This window comes from Flavobacterium sp. CF136 (assembly GCF_000282055.1).
In the GTDB taxonomy this organism is placed as follows: Bacteria; Bacteroidota; Bacteroidia; order Flavobacteriales; family Flavobacteriaceae; genus Flavobacterium.
This window is the reverse complement of sequence record NZ_AKJZ01000032.1, coordinates 27,341-48,276: the sequence shown is the minus strand read 5'-3', so window position 1 is coordinate 48,276 and position 20,936 is coordinate 27,341. Positions and strand designations below refer to the sequence as shown.

The following is a 20,936-nucleotide window of genomic DNA, read 5'->3' as shown; positions in this document are numbered from 1 at the left end:
AAAAACTAAAGGTTTCTTAAATTGATTTGAAGGTGTTTTAAGTTATTGTAAATTAGTAATATTAATAACGCAAAATTCACGAATCATGAAAAAGATAATCACAATTGTCGTTTTATTACTCGGTTTTGTAATATCGGCGAATGCTCAAAAGAAAATAGAATTTAAAGAATTACCAAAAACATCACAAGACTTTATAAAAAAATATTTTAGCCATACATCCGTAGACATCGTTAAAAAAGATGCTGAACATGGTGAAAAAGGTTATGAAGTCAAACTTAAAGATGGCACAGAAGTAGAATTTTGGAAAGACGGATCATATAGGGAGGTTGACGGAAACAACAAACCGATTCCGACGGAGTATATTCCTAAATCAATTAAAGATTATGTGGCAAAAAATTATCCGAATGAAAAAATCACACATATTGATTACGGACACAAAGATCTCGATGTTGATTTAACAAATAAAATTGATTTGGAATTTACGAAAGACGGCAAATTTTTAAAAGGCGAAAAAGATTAAAAAACAAAAAAACTCCATTATCTAATGGAGTTTTTTTGTTAAGCTTTTATGTTTAAGCTAATGCTTATCTAAAAATTTTCTTATTGTTTTTTGCTGTATGTTTCAATTTCAAAAACTAAAGTTGCATTTGGCGGAATTACTCCTCCGGCACCTTTTTCGCCATATGCTAAATTTGCAGGAAGAAAAAATACCGCTTTTTCTCCGTCAGACATCATGCCTAAAGCTTCTAAGAAACCAGGAATCATGCCGTCTTTTTTACCTGCAACAAATGGAAAAGGCTGATATCCTTTTTGAGCATCTCTGTTTGCATCGTATTTACCGTATGCTTTTGCAACTTCAGCAATACTGCTGTCAAAAAGAGTTCCATCTTCAAAGTAACCTGCGTAATGAAAATAGAAAGTAGTTCCTTCTGCCGGTTTTACATCTGAACCTTTTTGTGTTATTTTATATTTTAAACCTGACTCAGTTGTTGTAGCACTGGCTTTAGCATCAGCGAAATAAGCAGCTTTTGCGGCAATTACTTTTTGACTTTCTGCTTTTTTAGACAGTTCTTTTTTAGCATCTTCGTTTATAACTTTTACAGCATCAAATTTTTTGGCAGCAGAACCTTTGCGTGTAATAGTAATTTTTGTCATGATATCATCCTGAACAATTTTGTTTACATTGTCCATTCCGGAAACTACATGGCCAAAAATAGTATGTTTTCCATTTAACCATGGTGTTTCTTTATGTGTGATAAAAAACTGGCTCCCATTAGTGGCAGGGCCTGAATTGGCCATTGCCAAAACTCCGCCTTTTTCAAATTTTAAATCTTCTGTAAATTCATCTTTGAATGAAAACCCCGGACCTCCAGAACCATTTCCTTCGGGATCACCACCCTGAATCATAAAGTCATTGATAACCCTGTGAAACTTTAATCCGTCATAAAATGGTTTTCCTTTCAGTTTCTCCACTTTTACATTAGGATTTTTACCTTCTGCCAAAGAAATAAAGTTAGCTACGGTTACAGGCGCTTTTACATATTCTAAAGACAAAACAATATCGCCTTTAGTGGTAGAAATTGTAGCAAAAATTCCTTCGCCAGGATTTGATTTTGGAGTTGCTTTTGTTGTTTTATTTGATTTTACAACAGGTTTCTTAGTTGTTTGTGCCTGAATGGTAAACATTGTTGCCAGGCAAAATAAAAATAGAAATTTAAACTTCATTGTATTTCGATTTATGTCTATGATAATTGTTTAAAAATGGTGTTATTACGGCTTTTCTAATAATTGAATTTCGAAAATAATATTGGCATTTGGCGGAATAACATTTCCTGCACCCGTTTGTCCGTATGCTAAATGTGACGGAATAAAAAGAACTGCTTTATCTCCAAAAGAAAGTTGTTCGATTCCTTCAATAAATCCCGGGATCATACCGTCTTTACGACCTGCCTGAAACGGAATAGGCTGATATCCTTTTGCTTCGGCCCTTGCTGGATCAAATTTTCCAAAAGCTTGTGCAACATCAGCAATACTAGTGTCAAATAAAGTTCCGTCTTCTAAAAATCCTGCGTAGTGAATGTATATTTGAGTTCCTGTTGCAGGTTTTTTACCAGTTCCTTTTTCAGTAATTATATATTCTAGTCCGGTAGCAGTTTTTGTAACTTTTGATTTTAAAGACGCATAATAAGCCACTTTTTCTTTTTGAACTCCTGCGTATTTGCTTTTTTCTTTAGCTATTTCTGAAAAATAATCATGAAATACTTTAACAGCATCAAACTTTTTAGCTGCTTCACCATTTCTGATAATTTTTATAGAAATTAGCTGATCATCTTGTTTAACTTTATTTACAACTTCCATTCCTTTTTCTACCACATGACCAAAAATAGTATGTTTTCCGTCTAACCACGGAGTTTCAACATGGGTAATAAAAAATTGGCTGCTGTTTGTACCTGGACCATTATTTGCCATTGCTAAAACGCCGCCTTTGTCAAATTTTAAATCGGTAATTTCATCTTTAAATTTATATCCGGTATCTCCTGAACCCGTTCCTAACGGATCGCCTGTCTGAATCATGAAGTCTTCAATAACTCTGTGAAATTTTAATCCATCAAAAAAAGGCTTGCTTTTAAGGTTTTCATCGGTTACAAATTCATTTTTACCTTCGGCTAAGGTTACAAAATTGGCTACGGTGACCGGAGCTTTTTTATAATCTAATTCAACGATGATATTTCCTTTATTGGTTTCAATTTCGGCATATAAACCATCAGGCAAATTGCTGTGCTCGTCTTTGCAAGAATAAAATGAGATGGCTAATAGTAATAATAAAATACTTTTTTTCATTTTTTTAATGTTGTTTTTACGGGGTTAAAGTGTCTTTTTTAGTTTCAACTGCTGCTTTTGGCACTGTTGGTTTTAGGGTTTGTGTGGCTGTTTCCGGTGTTTTAGGAGCTTCTTCGGGTACAAAATTTCGAAGTGTAACAGTACAGATTAAGGATTCATTAGTGCCAATTTTTTTATTGTCTCCGTGATATCCATAAGCGATATGCGAAGGGAATAAGAAGGTTACAATTTCATTTTTATGCATTAATTTGATACCATCACGCAATCCCATCATGATATCTTGTTTGTCAACATGATAGGTTTGTGGACCAAGTTCTGCTTCTGAATAAATAATCTTACCATCTATGTCTTTAACTTCTAAACTGTAATAAGCAATGTCTCCTTTTTTAGGTGTTGAAAGATCGGTTGTGTTTTTTTCTTCATAATAAAGCCAGTATCCTTTTCTTGTTGCGAAATATTTTATTTTCGGATTGCTTTTGATTATTTTTTTAATAACATCTTCTTCGCTGGCTACTAATTTTTTATTTCTGTCAGCTGATTTTTTCATAAAAGTGCCTGACGCCCTTGAAATAGGTCTTCTGGCTTCTTCATGATGTTTACAGCTTACCAATAAAACAGCAAAGAGTAACGTGTAAATGCTTATTTTTAAGTAATTCATTGTTTGGTTATATTTTTAGTTTAGTTACTAAATCTTCAAATTTTTTCAGAGTTTCTTCCATTGAAGTTTCCGATTTTCCACCTGCAGCATTGCTATGGCCTCCACCGTTAAAATGATCTCTGGCAAATTGATTGACATCAAACCCGCCTTGTGAACGGAATGATATTTTGATGATTTTCTCGTCTTTATTTTCAATAAAAATAGCAGTAAAAACAATACCTTTTATGCTTAATCCATAATTTACAATTCCTTCAGTATCACCTTTTACGTAATTAAATGAATCCAACTCGTCTTGTGTAAGCGAAGTATACGATGTTTTATGCTCTTCAAAAACTTTCATATTCTGCAACGCACGACCTAATAATTGCAAACGACTGTAGGAACTATTATCAAATAATAAAACCGGAATTTCTGTGTTTTCCGCACCTAAATCAATCAATTTCGCAACGATACGATGCGTATTTCCTGTTGTTTTTGGAAAACGAAAGGATCCTGAATCTGTCAATATTCCGGTATAAAGGCAGGTTGCAATTGTTTTGTCTAAATCTCCTTTTTTATCTAAAAACGATATAAAGTTATACACCATTTCGCAAGTCGATCCAAACGAAGTGTCTGAGTACGTATAGGCTGCATAATCATCAGGTTTTTGATGATGATCAATCATAATAAATGGCGCTTTTAGTTTGGCTAAAGTATGCTCCATTTCTCCTGTACGATGTAAAGCATTAAAATCAAGTGTGAATATTATTTCAGCTTCCTCTAATATTTTAGTGCAGTTCTCAGTATCTTTTTCAAATATTTTTACAGATTCAGAACCTGGCATCCATGCTAAAAAATCAGGAAAATCATTAGGGGCAATTACTGTTGGCTGATGATTATTTTTTAATAAAAAGTGGTATAAACCCAACGTAGAACCCATAGCATCACCATCAGGACCTCTATGTGGAATTATAGCGATTTTCTTTGGGGCTGCGAGTAATAATTGTATCGCCTGAATATCTTGTATTTTCATAGTGTGCGAATTTACATTTTTTTAATGTAAAGTTGAAATCATTTTAGAGATTAACACACTTTTATTAGTTGTCAGTTTTCGGTTGCAGTTTTCAGTTCAGATTGTGACCAAAAACTGTGACTGTGACTAACTTAAAGCCATTTCTGATACAATTTATATTTCGCACCCTTTACAATCTGAGACTTATAAATACCTACAGAACCTGAAGAAAAATAAGCAATACTACAAGCAATTGCGATAAAAAGCCCTGGTGTTATTCCAAATAATTCCATTCCCATAATAGTGCAGGCGACAGGAGTGTGTGTTGCGCCGGAAAATACGGCAACAAAACCCATTCCGGCCAAAAGTGCAATTGGCATTGGAACTATCACTGATAAAGCGCTTCCTAAAGTTGCTCCGACAAAAAATAGAGGTGTTACTTCACCACCTTTAAAACCAGCTCCTAAAGTAAATCCGGTAAATAAAATTTTAAGCAGAAAGTCATACCAGGGATTGGTATTTGAAAACGAATCTACAATTACCGGAACACCTAATCCCGAAAATTTTGTAAGTCCAAAACCTGCAATGGCAATGGCTAAAATAATCCCTCCAATAAAAGGACGTAATGGCGGATATTTAATGTTTGAAAAAAGAGAACTCCAAAAATGTGTGCTTCTGGAAAATAATAAAGCAGCAAGACCAAATAAAATACTGATTATTATGGTATAAAATAAGTTTGTCAGATTGATTTCAGGAACGTCAGGAATGTTGTAATGCGTATGTTTAACCTGCCAGAATTCTACTGTAAAATAAGCTGCATAAGCGGTTAGAAAAGATAAAACAATACTTTTGAAATTGATTTTACTAAAATACAAAACTTCCAAAGCAAAAATAGCTCCAGCTAAAGGGGTACCAAAAACGGATGCAAAACCGGCACTGATTCCGAGGATAATTAAAATTTTTCGTTCGGAATTATCTAGATTGAAAATTTTTGTGAATTGATCGGCAATTACGCCCCCCATTTGTACGGCTGTACCTTCACGTCCGGCAGAACCTCCAAATAAATGTGTGAGTAAGGTTCCTGAAAGAACTAAAGGAGCCATTTTAAACGGAATTACTTTCTTCGGATTTTCGTATTCTTCAAGTAATAAGTTATTGCCTTTTACAACAGATTCTCCCCAATAATAATAACTCAAACCAACAAGAAATCCACCAATTGGCAAAAGCCAGATAATCCAGTCATGGTTAATCCTGAATTGTGTAACCCATTCTAAAGAAACTAAAAAAAATGCTGATGCAGATCCGGATAAAGTCCCTGTCAAAATACAAATGAGAATCCATTTGAATATTGTCAGCAGTATTTCCTTAGGTTTTTGAAAATTCATTTAAATAAGTTTGCCACGAATTTCACTAATAAAAACGAATTTTAAAAGGCTTGACTATAAAATTTTTAATTCGAGGGAATTCTCTTAATTTTTAATCTGTTGAAAATAAATAATTAGAGATAATTTGTGAAATTCGTGGCAAAGAAACTATTCCTGTACTACGGCAGTGAATTCAATTTCAACTAAATATTCAGGAGCAACTAATTTGCTGATTTCATAAAAACCGGTTGTTGGTTTTACATCTTTAAAAAAGGCTGCATGTGCTCTGGCAACCTCTTCAAAAGTAGTGATGTCAGTAGTAAAAATGCGTGTTCTGATTACGTCTTTCATTCCAACGTTTAAATCCTCCAGTACTTTTTCTATACGTTCTAAAATGTTATAAGTTTGTGCATAAGCATCATCGGCCTTTACCTTTTCGCCATCAACAATAGCCACAGTACCAGAAACCTCAATAATATTGCCAATTCGTACAGCACGGCAATATCCCATTTTGTCTTCCCATGGTGATCCTGTTAAGATGTTTTCTCTTTTCATTTTTTATATTTTGTGAATTTATTTTTATAAATCTAAAAAAAATTCGGGTTAATTAATTTGCTGCAATTTATAAAATATACAAATCATAAAGAGGTAAATTTGTTTGAAATCATGTTGTAAATCATTCTTTTTTGTGATATTTTGAAAGTACATATTTCAATTCAGTTCCTCTGTTTTTTCTTCATAAAGACGCAATTTGTTTTGAGAAGCGATAAGATTCTGCTGTAAAAGTTCAATTCTGTTTAATAAATGAGCAATAGCGTCAATTCCTTCCAGATTGATTTTAAGATCATAATGCAGGCGAATCATTTTTTCTACAGCAGGCAATTGCTCAGGTTCTAAATACTCATCTTCTTCCTGAATAATAATTTTAATCAAACCATAATTATGCAGTTCAGTTATAAAGGTATTTTCAATTTCGTGATACAAACAAAATTCTCTTATCTGAATTAAATTTTTATTACTCATGATTTCTGATTTTAGCTAATTCTTCGAATAATTCTTTTTCTTTTACTGATAATTTTGTTGGAATTTTTAAAGTATAAGTAACGTATAAATCTCCAAATTGATTCTCTTTTTTGTATACAGGAAAACCTTTTCCTTTTAATTTTACTTTAGTTCCGGTCTGTGTTTCCGGTGGTACCTTAATTTTTACTTTTCCGTCAAAAGTGTTTATATAAATTTCTCCGCCTAAAATTGCGGTATACAAATCAAGATTAATTTCAGCGTACAAATTATTGCCCTCTCTTTTAAAATCCGGATTATTTGCAATTAAGAAAGTAATGTATAAATCGCCATTCGGACCACCGTTTACACCAGGACCGCCATGTCCGGGAATTTTTATAATCTGCCCGTTTTCTACACCCGCAGGAATCGTAATTCGGATATTTTTACCATTTACGGTTAGGTTCTGCTTGTGTGTAGTATAAGCAGATACCAAATCCAGTTCAAGTTCAGCATTAAAATCCTGTCCTCTGTATTTTGATTGGCTTCTGCTGCTTCTTGCCGAACCGTACATCGAATTGAAAAAATCAGAAAAATCACTTTCTGAGAAATCACCACTGGAAAAATCTGAAAAACCCCGACCGCTTTGTTGTCCCGACCGTTGCTGTTGATTCGGATTATAGCCCGCTTTTTCAAATTCATCAGCATGCTTCCAGTCTTTTCCGTATTTATCGTATTTTTTACGATTTTCCGGATTACCCAAAACTTCATTAGCTTCGTTTATTTCTTTGAATTTTTTCTCCGCTTCTTTATCATTCGGATTTAAATCCGGATGATATTTCCGGGCTAATTTTCGATATGCTTTTTTTATTTCGGCTTCAGTCGCAGATTTTGTAATTTCCAATGTTTTATAGTAGTCGATATAATCCATTTTTTTGAAATTTTGTAAAAGTGGGTTAAAATATTGAAGTTATGAATAAGTTGCTAATTATCAAAATGATGTGGTTTCTTTTAAGATAATATTTTAAAAGGAAGTTTAAAGATTCTTTAGTCGGGTAAATGGTTTTAATTTAGGCTCATTTTTTTGGCAGGTTTTTTGATTCCAAAAAATAGCCTAATATATTGTTATAAAACTCTTAAAGTTGTAGAGCCTAATTAAATTATGCTATTTTTGCGATGTTATGTTATTTATAAAATTTAAAAGCCGATTCGATAATACTTTTTCAATGAAGCATATTTTATTTTTCATATTGTTTTTTACTGTTTTAACAGTTTCTGCCCAAACCGAATTTAATTCTGGTTTTAAGTCTATTCCTGCCCCAAAGTTTAGTGCAAAACCTAAAAAAACACCACTTCCGGAAATCAAAGACCCTCAGGCGGATAAAACAGATATGCCAAATATTAAAACGCCGAATGTATTTGATAATACCAGCATTACTCCAAAATCCAAATTTCAAATAGGGGAACAAAAAAGTACGTTTACTATGTCTACAGAGAATGATTTCGCCAATCCAGGAGATCGTTATGTGGCAAAAATGGAAAAAGATCTGGACAAAGCCTTAAAAGCTGAGGGATTAAAAGAAGGAAGGGGGGAATTAGTCAAGAAAAATATTTCATTAGGTGATTTTAAAACTAAATCAGCCTATTTTATTGTAAAGTTTAGGGATTTTGGGGCAATCGATGGTGATTTAGTCAGGGTTTCCTCAAATGACAAAATAATTCAGGATCAGTTATTCCTGGATGTAAATTTTAAACAGGTAAAAATTATACTCTCTGACGGTTTTAATAAGTTAGATTTTGAAGCATTGAATATAGGATCTTTAGGAGGTAATACCGCCGAAATTCAGGTTTTTGATGACAAAGGGGTATTAATTACCAACGATTATTGGAATAATCTTGCTGCTGGTTTTAAAGCTTCGATTGTCGTTACGAAAGAATAAAAAATCTCAAGAAATATTTTGGTTCTGTTTATTTTCTAATTTAATAATGATTAGAAGGCATTGCGCTTGCAGCTATTGCAAGAAACAAAATAAAAGAAAAAAAGACCGACAGCATTACAGTAATTGCAAAATTAATTAAATAGGCTATCCATACTGCCCGATTTTTAGATTTTGGATTCTTAATTAATAAAAAAGTCTGAAACAGTAAGTTTATTATTAGTAATGTAAGAAGTATGTATACATTGATGTCAATGAAAATTATTCCAGTAAAGAAAGCTAACAATGCACAAAAAATCCCTAAAAGAATAATTTTTGCCCGGCGGTTTTTAATTTTAAGGATGAGATAAAAAGCATAAATAAAATAAGATATTCCGCCAATAAATTCAAAATCATTATATTGATGATCTGCCATAAATTCATATACAATAACAGGAAAGATTGTCACAATAAGAATAATTGTAAGGTGTAACAATATTTTTTGGATTATTTTTTTCATGGCATATTGATTAATCAGTAATAATATTTCTTTTTATAGTATTTTCTAAATGTATTAAAATATTCCTGATTTTTAATGCAGGTTCAAAGTCACTAAGTCTTTTTATTTTTATGGATCAAAAAACTCAGAACCTTAGCGACTTAGAATCATAGAATCTTTAAAGAAAAAAAAATCAAAAATCAATTTTTCAAATTCGAATATAAAAAGTATTTTTGCGCATGCAACACAACGTACTTATTTTAGATTTCGGATCGCAATATACACAGCTTATTGCGCGTAGAGTTCGCGAATTAAATATATTCTGCGAAATTTTCCCTTACAATCACTTTCCTAGTGATTTATCACCTTATAAAGCCGTAATTTTAGGAGGAAGCCCATTTTCTGTTCGTGCAGAAGACGCTCCACATCCTGATTTATCTCAAATTCGGGGCAAGCTTCCAATGTTGGCAGTTTGTTACGGAGCACAATATTTAGCTCATTTTAGTGGAGGTGAAGTAGCCGCTTCGAACACCAGAGAATATGGCAGGGCTAATTTATCTTATATTAAAGAGAATGAAGTTTTCTTTAAAGGAGTTTCAGAAAACAGCCAGGTTTGGATGAGCCACAGTGATAGTATTAAAGCTTTGCCAACAAATGCGGTGAAATTAGCCAGCACACATGACGTAGAATATGCAGCTTACAAAATTGAAGGCGAAACCACTTATGCTATTCAATATCACCCGGAAGTTTTCCATTCTACTGATGGATCAAAAATGCTGGAAAACTTTTTAGTAAATATTGCAGAAGTTCCTCAAAACTTTACACCAAATGCTTTCGTAGAAGAAATGGTGGGAGAATTAAAAGAGAAATTAGGTAATGATAAAGTAGTTTTAGGACTTTCCGGCGGAGTAGATTCTACTGTAGCAGCAGTTTTATTGCACCAGGCAATTGGTAAAAACTTATACTGCATTTTCGTAAATAACGGTTTGCTTCGTAAAAATGAATTCCAAAATGTGTTAGATCAATACAAAGGAATGGGATTGAACGTAAAAGGAGTAGACGCCGGAGATCGTTTTCTGGGTGAATTAGCCGGAATCAGTGATCCTGAAACCAAACGTAAAACGATTGGACGTGTATTTATTGAAGTTTTTGATGATGAATCACACTTGATCGAAGATGTAAAATGGCTTGCTCAGGGAACAATTTACCCTGACGTAATCGAGTCGGTTTCTGTAAAAGGGCCATCGGCAACAATTAAATCTCATCATAATGTGGGTGGATTGCCGGATTATATGAAATTAAAAATTGTAGAACCGCTTAGAATGCTTTTCAAAGACGAAGTAAGAAGAGTTGGAGCTACTTTAGGAATAGACCCTGAATTATTAGGAAGACACCCTTTTCCGGGACCAGGATTATCCATCAGAATTTTAGGGGATATTACTCCTGAGAAAGTTCAGATTTTACAAGATGTTGATTCGGTATTTATTGAAGGATTAAAATCCTGGGGATTGTATGATAAAGTTTGGCAGGCCGGAGCAATTTTGCTTCCTGTAAACTCTGTTGGTGTAATGGGCGATGAGCGTACATACGAAAAAGTAGTAGCACTTAGAGCTGTAGAATCTACCGACGGTATGACTGCTGATTGGGTTCATTTACCTTATGACTTCTTAATGAAAGTGTCAAATGATATTATTAATAAAGTAAAAGGCGTAAATCGTGTGGTTTACGATATAAGTTCAAAACCACCTGCAACAATTGAGTGGGAATAGTATTTTTTTTCAAATTAAGGCGTTACATTTGTAATGCCTTAATTTTTTATACCTACTATTTATGAGAGAACTTTTAACGATTTCACTTGTGTTTATTTTGTTTTTTAACAAAATAACTGCGCAAGATTCATTTATTGAGCACAAAATTCAAAAAGGAGAAACAGCCTATTTTATCGCCCAAAAATATAAGGTTTCAGTCGATGAAATTTACAAATTCAACCCCGAATCTCAAAGCGGAATCAAAGACAATCAGATTATTAAGATTCCTGTTCATTCTGCAGGAAAGCAAAACCAGCAAATAACTCATATAGTTGGTGCAAAAGAAACACTTTATGGTTTGTCTAAGCAATATAATGTTTCGGTTGAAGCTCTTCAAAATGCAAATTCCGAAATTCTTGCCGGCGGACTTCAAATAGGTCAGGAATTAATTATTCCGCAGAATTCTGCAAATCTTTCAAAAACTGAAATTAATGCTTCTTCAAAAGTGACTCATCAGGTAGTTGCCAAGGAATCGTTATTTAGTATTGCCAGACAATATAATGTATCGGTTCAGGATTTAGAAAATCTAAATAAAGATTTACTTCAAAACGGATTGCAAATTGGCCAGACAATTGCAATTCCAAACAAAAGAAAAACTTTAGACGGAAGAGTTCGCGTGATTAACCAGGAAACTGTTTTTCATGTGGTCGAAGCCAAAGAAACTAAATTTTCGATTGCTAAAAAATACGGAATTTCAATTGACCAGTTAGAATCTCAAAACCCCGAAATTGTAAACGGATTAGTTGTTGGAAATAAATTAGCCATCAATGCCAAGGAAATTAAACCAACAAACGAAAGTGAAGAATTGATGCTGGCTTTGGCCGAAAAGCAAGTAGTTGTTGAAAAAACAAAAGCTAAAACTGTTGAATTAGAAGATTTAAAAGACCGGCTTGTTGTTCAGAAAGAAATGAATCAGAAGATTATAAAAATTAATGATTTAAAAGTTAACCTGAATGATTTGAACGGTTCGAAAGATAATTCAGTTGAAAAATTACGTTTGGTTTTAGAAACTAATAAAAATGTTCAGGATATTTTAATGGCTAAATTAGATTCGTTGGTTAATACAATGAATAATGATTTAATAGAATTGAAAAGAATGGATGTTTTGAATATAAATGAATCAAAACGTCTGGAGAAACAATCATATGAAAGTATTAGTAAAACAAGCGATTTGTCTTCTCAATTAAAGAAAGAATTAGCTGAAAACCGAAAAGTTTACGCAGGTTTAATGAACAAAGTGGAACGAATTGCCCTTGAGGAAAACCAGGAATATAAAAAGAAAATCCGCGAAAGCGAAAAAAATAATAATGTTACTTCATTGCAGCAAAGACTTTCATTAGAGGAGATTAAACGTTATAAAATAGAGCAGGAACAGGGCGATGCACAAAATCAACTTTTAATTGCCAAAATTGATTCACTGGATATTCAGAAAACAATTGAAATAAAACGACACATCAGCAAAGCTTCCTATTATAGTATGGAAGCCAGGAAATTTGATGATAAAGTGGCTTTGATGAAGTTGAAGAAATATCAGGATGAAGCTATAAAAAATCAAAATAAAACAGATTCGCCTGAAGTTTCAAAATCCATTTCAGTAGAAGAAATGAAGCAGGAATTGAAAGAAAATCCGTTTAAAAATGAAAAGAATATAAAGATTGAAGTTTTTGATAATCTTAAAGAAGTTTCAAATGGCTATTACTTGGTTTTAGGTACATTTACCGATGCAGTACCAAGAGATAAATTAATTATGAAACTGATTGATTCGGGCGATTTTAATGCTAGTTTCTTCTTTAATATTAATAGTCTTTCTTACTATGTTTATTCGAATAAATACAATAATATGGAAGAAGTTTTATATCAATGCAAGAAAAAGGAAGAAGATGAGTTATATAAAAATATCATTATCGCTAAAGCGGAAATTGACCTCAGGTAATAATTACCAAAGAATTAACTATTGGACTGATTTTTGTTTTAAACATAAATTAGTATCTTGTTCGCATTAAAGAATAATTGTTTTTAATATCTATTATGAAATATTTCTTCACCATTTTTTCTCTTGTTTTTTTTATTACCTGTACTGCTTTTTCACAGGAAAAGGTAGTTAAATATACGGTTTCAAACGGAGAGACTGTTAACCAGATCGCACAGAAATTTAAGGTTACACCTTATGATATTTACAAATTAAATCCTGATGCGAGAACCGCTTTGAAGCCCAATACTGTTTTATTGATTCCAACTAAAGATGTGAAAGCTAAAACAGAAGTTGCGAAAGTAAAATCGACTGCACGTACAAAAGAAGTGATACATGAAGTACAGCCCAAAGAGACTTTTTACAGTATTGAAAAAAAATACGGTGTTTCTGATGAGGCTTTAAAAGCAGCAAATCCCTTTCTTGAAAAAGATGGAGTTCAGATTGGTCAGAAATTAGTAATTCCGGCAAAAGGTGCAGCGCCAAAAACAATAACAGCGGCTAAAACAATTAAGGAAAAAGCCCAGGAAAAATATTTATATCACGATGTTCAGGCGAAAGAAACTAAATATTCGATTGCAAAACAATACAAAACTACTATTGAGGATTTAGAAAAGCGTAATCCGGATATTGTGGCTAGTTTACCTGTTGGATATCGGGTAACGATTAAAGGAACAGCTCCAAAAACAGAAGTGACTGCCCCAATTGCTGAAAGTACAGCTAAACCGGCTGAAGCTAAAAAATCAGTTGAAACTCCAAGAAAAGTGACAACTTATATGGAGTATCAGGTAAAACCAAAAGAGACTTTTTATAGTTTATCAAAAACATTTCATATCACTCAGGAAGAATTAACGGAATTAAATCCGACACTTTCTGAAGGAGTAAAAGAAGGAATGGTTTTAAAAGTACCGGCAGGATTTGTGGCGCCAATTCCAATTATTGCACAACAACAGCCAGTTGAAAAATCTCCGGAGAAACCTGTAGAAAAAGCCTCAGAAAAAACAGAAGATAAACCTGCTGACAAACCGAGAGGGATAAAAATTGTAGGAACAGTAAAATCAGAGACGGTAGAAGTAGATCCTGAAGTGGTTGAGCTGACTAAAAAGAAAGGACAGAATGAGCGTAAAAAAATAGTTTTATTATTGCCTTTTAATTTAGCTAAAATGCAAAACGACACAGTGAGTTCTGCTAACCGAATAAAAAATGATAAATTTTTGAACATGACTCTTGATTTTTATTCAGGGGCTTTAATGGCAATCGATTCGGCGAAAACCTTAAAATTACCAATTGATATTTCGATTTACGATTCTCAGGAAACTAAAACAACATCGAATATCTCCAGTTTGATTTCTCAAAATAAATTGCAGGATGCAGATGCCGTTATCGGACCATTTTATCAAAATAATGCCGAAGCAGCTGCAAATACATTACGTTTATATAATGTACCGGTAATTTCACCATTATCAAAAGATTCTGCCAATCCAATAGATAATTTATATCAGTCGATACCAACTAATGACGTTGTCAGAAATTCGGTTTTTGATTACATGCGTTCTAAAAACGGAAATATCGTTGCTGTTGTTGATAAGAAAAAAGAATCGGTTATAAGTTATATCAAACAAAATCAAAAAGGTGTTGTTTTTGCTGCTTTGACGGAAACAGGAGGTTTGGACGTTGCGAATTTAAAAAGTTTATTATTGCCAAACCGAATGAATTATGTCGTAATGGAAACCGGTAATACAGCAATGGTTAAAACAATTATTAAGGCTTTGATTGACGCACAAAAAACATGTCAGATTCAATTAGTAATTTTGGAACCTAACAGTACATTGGATACTGATGAAATTAATTTTGAAAATTTAGTAAAATTAAAATTAATGTATCCTTCTGTGACAAGAGAAAGTGATGAACAGCCGGTTTTGATTTTTGAAAAAGAATATCGATTGAAAAACAAAGTGAATCCTAATACATATGCTACCAGAGGATTTGATGTGACTTTTGATACGATGATGCGTTTGGTTCAGGGAAAAACATATCAGGAAACAGCAGATTTAATGACAACAGAACAAGTTGATAATAAATTTCAATATTATAAAAAAGAAGATGGAGGACACGCTAACAAAGGTGTTTACATTTTATATTACGATTCAGACTTAACTTTAAAAGTAGCAAATTAATGACATCAAAAGTAACCTATTTAGGAGATTTAAGAACAAAATCAATACATGTACAATCCGGAAGTGAAATTATTTCGGATGCACCACTAGACAACAACGGAAAAGGAGAGGCTTTTTCCCCAACGGATACTGTTGCTAATGCTTTGGCAAGCTGCATGATGACTATTATGGGAATTAAAGCCCGTGATATGGATATAAATTTAAATGATTCAACTGCTGAGGTAACAAAAATAATGAATGCTGAGCCAAGAAGAATTGGAGCAATAGAAATTGCTTTTGAAATGAAAGGCGAAGCAGACGAAAAAAGTAAAACGATACTGGAGCGCGCAGCAATGACTTGCCCGGTGTTTTTGAGTTTAAACTCAGAAATCGAAAAACGAATTACTTTTAACTGGAAATAAAAAACAGATTTATAGAATTTAAGGAAGCAAGAAAGAAATCTTATTGGTTTTTTTTCTTGCTTCTTCTCTTTTAAAATGGAACAAGACAAAAAACTTCTCATAAAATTAGCCCACACTAAAATGCCTTTCGGAAAATATGAAGGACGTTTTCTAATTGATTTGCCTGAATATTATGTGGTTTGGTATCATAACAAAGGTTTTCCAAAAGGAGAATTAGGACAACAATTGCAACTTATCTATGAGCTAAAACTAAATGGGTTAGAAGAATTAATCCGAAATATTAAAAAGCAATATCCAAAACCTAATTAATGGGAATATTCAAAAAAATCTCTAATTAAAAGTTAAAATTATCGATTACGGAAACATGTAATCGTTCTATTTAAAAATTTGCAAATTATCTCATTCTCTAATTGATAAATTATCTAATTAAATTTGTACTTTTGCCAAGTTTTTTACACAACTACAATACAAACAACAACAGAATGAATCAAACAAAATATATTTTTGTTACTGGCGGTGTGACTTCTTCTTTAGGAAAAGGAATTATCGCGGCATCTTTAGCAAAATTGTTACAAGGAAGAGGGTATCGGACAACTATTCAAAAATTCGATCCGTATATAAATGTGGATCCAGGCACCTTAAATCCATATGAGCACGGAGAATGTTATGTAACGGATGATGGTGCTGAAACTGATTTAGATTTAGGTCATTACGAACGTTTTCTTAATGTTCCTACTTCTCAGGCTAATAATGTTACTACAGGAAGAGTTTATCTTTCGGTTATTGAGAAAGAAAGAAGAGGAGAATTTTTAGGAAAAACGGTTCAGGTTGTTCCTCATATTACAAACGAAATCAAAGACAGAATGCAATTGCTGGGTAAATCCGGCGATTATGATATTGTTATCACTGAAATTGGCGGAACTGTTGGTGATATTGAATCTCTTCCATATATAGAGTCGGTTCGTCAGTTGGTTTGGGAGTTAGGAGAAAATAACGGAATTGTTATTCATTTAACATTAGTTCCATTTTTGGCTGCTGCCGGTGAGTTAAAAACAAAACCTACACAACACTCTGTAAAAACTTTGATGGAAAGTGGTATCAAGGCTGATATTTTGGTTTGCAGAACTGAGCATGAGCTTTCTGATGAGTTGCGTAATAAATTAGCATTGTTTTGTAATGTAAAAAGAGAAGCAGTTATTCAGTCTATTGATGCTTCAACAATATATGAAGTTCCGAATTTAATGCTTGAAGAAGGATTAGATGTGGTAGCTTTGAAAAAATTAGACTTACCTAAAAAAGCAGCTCCTGATTTAAAAAACTGGAATACTTTCTTGCGCAGGTTAAAAAACCCGAAGCATACTGTAAATATTGGTTTGATTGGGAAATATGTAGAAATGCAGGATTGTTACAAATCTATTTTAGAGGCGTTTATTCATGCAGGAGCTTCAAATGAAACTAAAGTAAATGTAATTTCTATACATTCAGAACATATTAATATTGACAATGTTGCAGAGAAATTAGGAGTTCTTGACGGAGTTTTAGTAGCACCGGGATTTGGTGAAAGAGGTATTGAAGGAAAAATTGAAGCAGTTCGTTATGCACGTGAGAATAAAATTCCGTTTTTTGGAATTTGTTTAGGAATGCAGATGTCAATTATTGAATATTCCCGTACTATTTTAGGATATACTGATGCAAATTCGACTGAGATGAATGAAAAAACCAAACATCCGGTTGTAAATTTAATGGAAGAGCAAAAAACAGTTACCGATAAAGGTGGAACAATGCGTCTTGGAGCCTGGAAATGTGAGATTAAACCAAACTCTTTGGCACATAAAATTTACGGGCAAACAACCATTTCGGAGCGCCACCGCCACCGCTATGAGTACAACAATAAATATGTTGATGAGTTGCAAAAAGCAGGTTTGATTGCTTCAGGGGTTAATCCTGATACTGGATTGGTAGAAATTGTAGAACTTGAAAACCATCCATTTTTTATTGGTGTACAATATCATCCTGAATATAAAAGTACCGTTGCCAATCCACATCCGATTTTCGTAAACTTTGTGGCTGCTGCAGTTAATTCGCATAAAAAATAATATTAATATTCTAAAAGGATGTAACTTTTGAGTGAAACTCATAACTAATAACCTTGTAACGAATGACTTTTTAAAATTATAATGGAAGAAAAAAAATTTGACCTGAATTCAATCATTGGTTTTGTATTGATATTTGGAATTTTGATTTGGATTATGTACCAAAATCAACCTTCTGATAAAGAGATTGCCGCTGAAAAAGCCAAGAAAGAATTAGTAGCTAAACAGGAAGCGCAATCTAAAACTGATAAGACAAAAACAGTTGTTTTGCCAGTAACTGCAGTAACTCCTGGTGATACTGTTCAGTTAGCACAATTACAAAAAACTTTAGGTGGGTTTGCTTACTCTGCAACACTTCCTTCTGCAAAAGAATCTTTTACAACTATCGAAAACGAAAAGATTAAACTAAAAATCGCTAATAAAGGTGGTTATATCGTTGAAGCAACTCTTAAAGAATTTGAGAGATTTGAAAAAGGTTCAAAACAATTAGTTGAGCTGATTAAAGACAATAACTCTAATTTGAATATTCAACTGCAAACGACTGATAACAGAACTTTAAATTCTAAAGATTTGTTCTTTGAACCAACACTGACTAAAACTGGTGCAGATCAAGTTTTGACAATGCGTTTGAAAGCTGGAGCTAATGAATTTTTAGAATATAAATATGTATTAAAACCTAACGATTATTTAGTTGGTTTTGATGTTCGTTCTCAAGGATTGAATAAAGTTTTAAATTCTTCTAAACCATTAGATTTACAGTGGGATTTAAAAACTTATAGAAACGAAAAAAGTATTTCTTATGAAAACCGTTATGCCGAAATTTATTATAGCTATGAAGAAGGAAAAGAAAGCTATGTAGGGCAAGGTTCAATAAAAGAAGAAACTCCTGAAAAGGTTGATTATATTGCGTATAAACAACATTTTTTTGCAGCAATTTTACAAACTAATACTTCCTTTGAAAAAGCACATTTGGTTTCTGAGAATTTAGTCAAAGACGAAAAAATCGATACTGTTTTTACAAAACAATTTAAAGCATCAATTCCTTTAGCCTTTTCTAATGGAGAAGTTAATTATAAAATGAATTGGTATTTTGGACCATCAGATTATAAGGTTTTAAAATCATACGATAAAAATTTCGAGAAAATTATCCCATTAGGCTGGGGAATTTTTGGATGGATTAATAGATGGATTTTCATTCCTTTATTTGGGTTCTTAAGCTCATTTATTGCTTACGGAATTGCAATTATCATCTTTACTATTATCATTAAATTGGCAATGTCGCCAATTACCTATAAGTCATTCCTGTCTCAGGCTAAAATGAAAGTTTTGCGCCCGGAGATTACAGAGTTGGGAGAAAAATTCAAAAAAGACCCAATGAAGAAACAACAGGAGACAATGAAGTTGTACAACAAAGCAGGGGTCAACCCAATGGCAGGATGTATTCCGGCATTGATTCAGCTTCCGTTTATGTATGCATCATTCCAGTTCTTTCCATCTGCATTTGAATTAAGACAGAAAAGTTTCCTTTGGGCAAATGATCTATCTTCTTTTGACTCAGTGATAAAACTACCATTTCATATTCCTTTATATGGAGATCATATTAGTTTGTTTCCAATTTTGGCCGCAATTGCGATTTTCTTCTACATGAAAATGACATCCGGAGATCAGCAAATGGCAGCTCCTCAACAGGAAGGCATGCCGGATATGGCAAAAATGATGAAAATCATGATTTATGTTTCGCCATTAATGATGTTGATTTTCTTCAATAGTTATGGTGCAGGTTTGAGTTTGTATAACTTTATCTCTAACTTAATTACTATCGGAATTATGTTTGTGATTAAAAACTATATCGTTGATACAGATAAAATCCATGCTCAGATTCAGGAGAATAAATTGAAAGAGCCTAAAAAACAAGGTAAGTTTCAGCAACGTCTTCAGGAAGTAATGGAACAGCAAGAAGCTGCTAAAAAACAAAATAAAAAGAAATAAATTTTCTTGATAAGATTAAAAAGGGTCGAAATTAGTGTTAATTTCGACCCTTTTTTAGTTTATGGTTATGCTTCCGATAACTCTTTTCGGAATGTTTTTCGCTGGCAATGAACTTTAGGATCAAAGTTTTTCCATAATAAATGAATTGCGGTATTTTCAGCTAATTCAGGTGTTCTAATACAGTTTTGGATTCCTTTCTCTGAAAAAGTTTTAAAATATTCATCAAAAATAATTGCTGTAACGCCTTTGTTTTGGTAATCAGGATGCACTCCGATAAGGTAAAAAACAACATCTTTACTTTTTTTTCTTGCTTTTAGAAGATGAATAAATCCAAACGGAAATAATTTACCTTTTGCCTTTTGCAAAGCTTCTGAAAAACTTGGCATTACAATGCTAAAAGCCACTAAGTTATCGTCTTTGTCAACTACAAATTTGATGTATTCCGGATTAATAAAACTTATATATTTCTTTTTAAAGTATTCTTTCTGAATATCTGAAATGGCTACAAACGAAGCTAACTTTTCGTATGATTCATTAAAAAGATCAAACATCTTGTCAACATGAGGCATAATGTCTTTTGTCTTTGTAAATGTCAAGGCTCTTAATCCATATCTTTTTTTGATTAATTCTTGTGCTTTCAGAAAAAAATCTGGTTTTACATTCGAAAACGGAAAAATACTTTCAATATATTCTTTCTCTATTCGGAATCCTAATTGTTCAAAATGAGTTACATAATAAGGATTGTTATACCATGTAATCATGGTGCCAATTTGGTCAAACCCCTCAGTTAAAACTCCAACTTTATCTAAATTTGAAAATCCCATTGGGCCTTCCGTATATTCCAGATTGTTTTGTTTTCCCAGTTCATAGACTTTTTCCAGAAGGGCTTTAGTGACTTCGATATCATCAATAACATCGAACCAGCCAAAACGGACTTTCTTTTTATGTTGATCATTTACTTCTGACCAATTAATAATAGCAGTAATACGTCCAACAATTTCGTTGTTTTTGTACGCCAGATAAAAATAGGCTTCTGCATTTTCAAAAGCAGGGTTTTTTGTTTTATCAAATGATTCTAATTCATCAGCAATAATAGGAGGTACCCAATATGGATTGTCTTTATATAAAGAGAAAGGAAATTTGATATAATCTGTTAGTTCTCTTTTCGTTTTGGCTTCTTTAATTGTAATCATTAAGCTTGTTGTTTATTTTAAAATTCTCAGATTAAGAG

The 20,936-nt window shown here is 32.8% G+C and carries 19 protein-coding genes; 9 read left to right on the top strand and 10 right to left on the bottom strand.

Translation table 11 applies throughout. The features are described from left to right. Nucleotides 1–85 precede the first annotated feature (85 nt). Nucleotides 86–520, top strand: coding sequence for a PepSY-like domain-containing protein (locus PMI10_RS11370; protein ID WP_007807885.1), 435 nt, complete (start codon nucleotides 86–88; stop codon nucleotides 518–520). An 80-nt stretch (nucleotides 521–600) separates the two neighbouring features. Here the strand turns inward: PMI10_RS11370 and PMI10_RS11365 are convergent, their stop codons facing one another. The 8 genes from PMI10_RS11365 to PMI10_RS11330 all read right to left on the bottom strand — a co-directional run bounded on the left by PMI10_RS11365 (nucleotide 601) and on the right by PMI10_RS11330 (nucleotide 7,784). Next, the gene (locus PMI10_RS11365; RefSeq protein ID WP_007807883.1) at nucleotides 601–1,725 is read right to left on the bottom strand and encodes a peptidylprolyl isomerase; all 1,125 of its coding nucleotides are present in this window, start codon (nucleotides 1,723–1,725) and stop codon (nucleotides 601–603) included. 45 nt (nucleotides 1,726–1,770) lie between these two features. Beyond that, nucleotides 1,771–2,841: a peptidylprolyl isomerase gene (locus PMI10_RS11360; protein ID WP_007807882.1), complete on the bottom strand. Its 1,071-nt coding sequence runs from the start codon at nucleotides 2,839–2,841 to the stop codon at nucleotides 1,771–1,773. 16 nt (nucleotides 2,842–2,857) lie between these two features. Continuing rightward, nucleotides 2,858–3,499 (bottom strand): gliding motility-associated peptidyl-prolyl isomerase GldI, encoded by a 642-nt coding sequence (gene gldI / locus PMI10_RS11355; RefSeq protein WP_007807881.1) that lies wholly within the window; start codon nucleotides 3,497–3,499, stop codon nucleotides 2,858–2,860. Nucleotides 3,500–3,506: 7 nt separating this feature from the next. Continuing rightward, nucleotides 3,507–4,511, bottom strand: coding sequence for a DHH family phosphoesterase (locus tag PMI10_RS11350; protein ID WP_007807879.1), 1,005 nt, complete (start codon nucleotides 4,509–4,511; stop codon nucleotides 3,507–3,509). 131 nt (nucleotides 4,512–4,642) lie between these two features. Then, on the bottom strand, nucleotides 4,643–5,875 hold the full coding sequence (locus tag PMI10_RS11345) for a voltage-gated chloride channel family protein (protein ID WP_007807878.1): 1,233 nt from the start codon (nucleotides 5,873–5,875) through the stop codon (nucleotides 4,643–4,645). A 147-nt stretch (nucleotides 5,876–6,022) separates the two neighbouring features. Further along, nucleotides 6,023–6,409: a RidA family protein gene (locus PMI10_RS11340; RefSeq protein ID WP_007807877.1), complete on the bottom strand. Its 387-nt coding sequence runs from the start codon at nucleotides 6,407–6,409 to the stop codon at nucleotides 6,023–6,025. Between the two features lie 156 nt (nucleotides 6,410–6,565). Beyond that, nucleotides 6,566–6,877, bottom strand: coding sequence for a chaperone modulator CbpM (locus PMI10_RS11335; protein ID WP_007807876.1), 312 nt, complete (start codon nucleotides 6,875–6,877; stop codon nucleotides 6,566–6,568). Then, nucleotides 6,870–7,784, bottom strand: coding sequence for a DnaJ C-terminal domain-containing protein (locus PMI10_RS11330; protein WP_007807875.1), 915 nt, complete (start codon nucleotides 7,782–7,784; stop codon nucleotides 6,870–6,872). The genes PMI10_RS11335 and PMI10_RS11330 overlap by 8 nt, the downstream gene beginning before the upstream one ends. 295 nt (nucleotides 7,785–8,079) lie before the next feature. Between PMI10_RS11330 and PMI10_RS11325 the strand changes: the two genes are divergently transcribed. Next, entirely contained in the window at nucleotides 8,080–8,793 is a 714-nt protein-coding gene (locus PMI10_RS11325) for a hypothetical protein (protein WP_007807874.1), read from the top strand. A 40-nt stretch (nucleotides 8,794–8,833) separates the two neighbouring features. Here the strand turns inward: PMI10_RS11325 and PMI10_RS11320 are convergent, their stop codons facing one another. Continuing rightward, nucleotides 8,834–9,289 (bottom strand): hypothetical protein, encoded by a 456-nt coding sequence (locus PMI10_RS11320; protein WP_035631772.1) that lies wholly within the window; start codon nucleotides 9,287–9,289, stop codon nucleotides 8,834–8,836. 218 nt (nucleotides 9,290–9,507) lie between these two features. On the opposite strand from PMI10_RS11320, the gene guaA reads away from it, so the two are divergent. The 7 genes from guaA (at nucleotide 9,508) to yidC (ending at nucleotide 19,705) form a co-directional block, all read left to right on the top strand. Beyond that, a complete protein-coding gene (gene guaA, locus PMI10_RS11315; RefSeq protein ID WP_007807872.1) occupies nucleotides 9,508–11,037 on the top strand; it encodes a glutamine-hydrolyzing GMP synthase in 1,530 nt (509 codons plus the stop codon). 61 nt (nucleotides 11,038–11,098) lie between these two features. Further along, complete coding sequence (locus PMI10_RS11310; RefSeq protein ID WP_007807871.1) at nucleotides 11,099–13,009, top strand: lytic transglycosylase; 1,911 nt, start codon at nucleotides 11,099–11,101, stop codon at nucleotides 13,007–13,009. A gap of 95 nt (nucleotides 13,010–13,104) precedes the next feature. After that, the gene (locus PMI10_RS11305; RefSeq protein WP_035631771.1) at nucleotides 13,105–15,222 is read left to right on the top strand and encodes a PBP1 and LysM peptidoglycan-binding domain-containing protein; all 2,118 of its coding nucleotides are present in this window, start codon (nucleotides 13,105–13,107) and stop codon (nucleotides 15,220–15,222) included. Next, nucleotides 15,222–15,623, top strand: a complete 402-nt coding sequence (locus tag PMI10_RS11300; protein WP_007807869.1) for an OsmC family protein — start codon at nucleotides 15,222–15,224, stop codon at nucleotides 15,621–15,623. Before PMI10_RS11305 ends, PMI10_RS11300 begins: the two co-directional genes overlap by 1 nt. A 75-nt stretch (nucleotides 15,624–15,698) precedes the next feature. After that, nucleotides 15,699–15,932: a DUF3820 family protein gene (locus PMI10_RS11295; protein WP_035631770.1), complete on the top strand. Its 234-nt coding sequence runs from the start codon at nucleotides 15,699–15,701 to the stop codon at nucleotides 15,930–15,932. Nucleotides 15,933–16,105: 173 nt separating this feature from the next. Beyond that, a complete protein-coding gene (locus PMI10_RS11290) occupies nucleotides 16,106–17,719 on the top strand; it encodes a CTP synthase (RefSeq protein WP_035631768.1) in 1,614 nt (537 codons plus the stop codon). 81 nt (nucleotides 17,720–17,800) lie between these two features. Beyond that, nucleotides 17,801–19,705, top strand: a complete 1,905-nt coding sequence (yidC, locus tag PMI10_RS11285; protein ID WP_007807860.1) for a membrane protein insertase YidC — start codon at nucleotides 17,801–17,803, stop codon at nucleotides 19,703–19,705. 65 nt (nucleotides 19,706–19,770) lie between these two features. Here the strand turns inward: yidC and PMI10_RS11280 are convergent, their stop codons facing one another. Continuing rightward, entirely contained in the window at nucleotides 19,771–20,898 is a 1,128-nt protein-coding gene (locus tag PMI10_RS11280) for a GNAT family N-acetyltransferase (RefSeq protein ID WP_007807858.1), read from the bottom strand. Nucleotides 20,899–20,936: the final 38 nt, after the last annotated feature.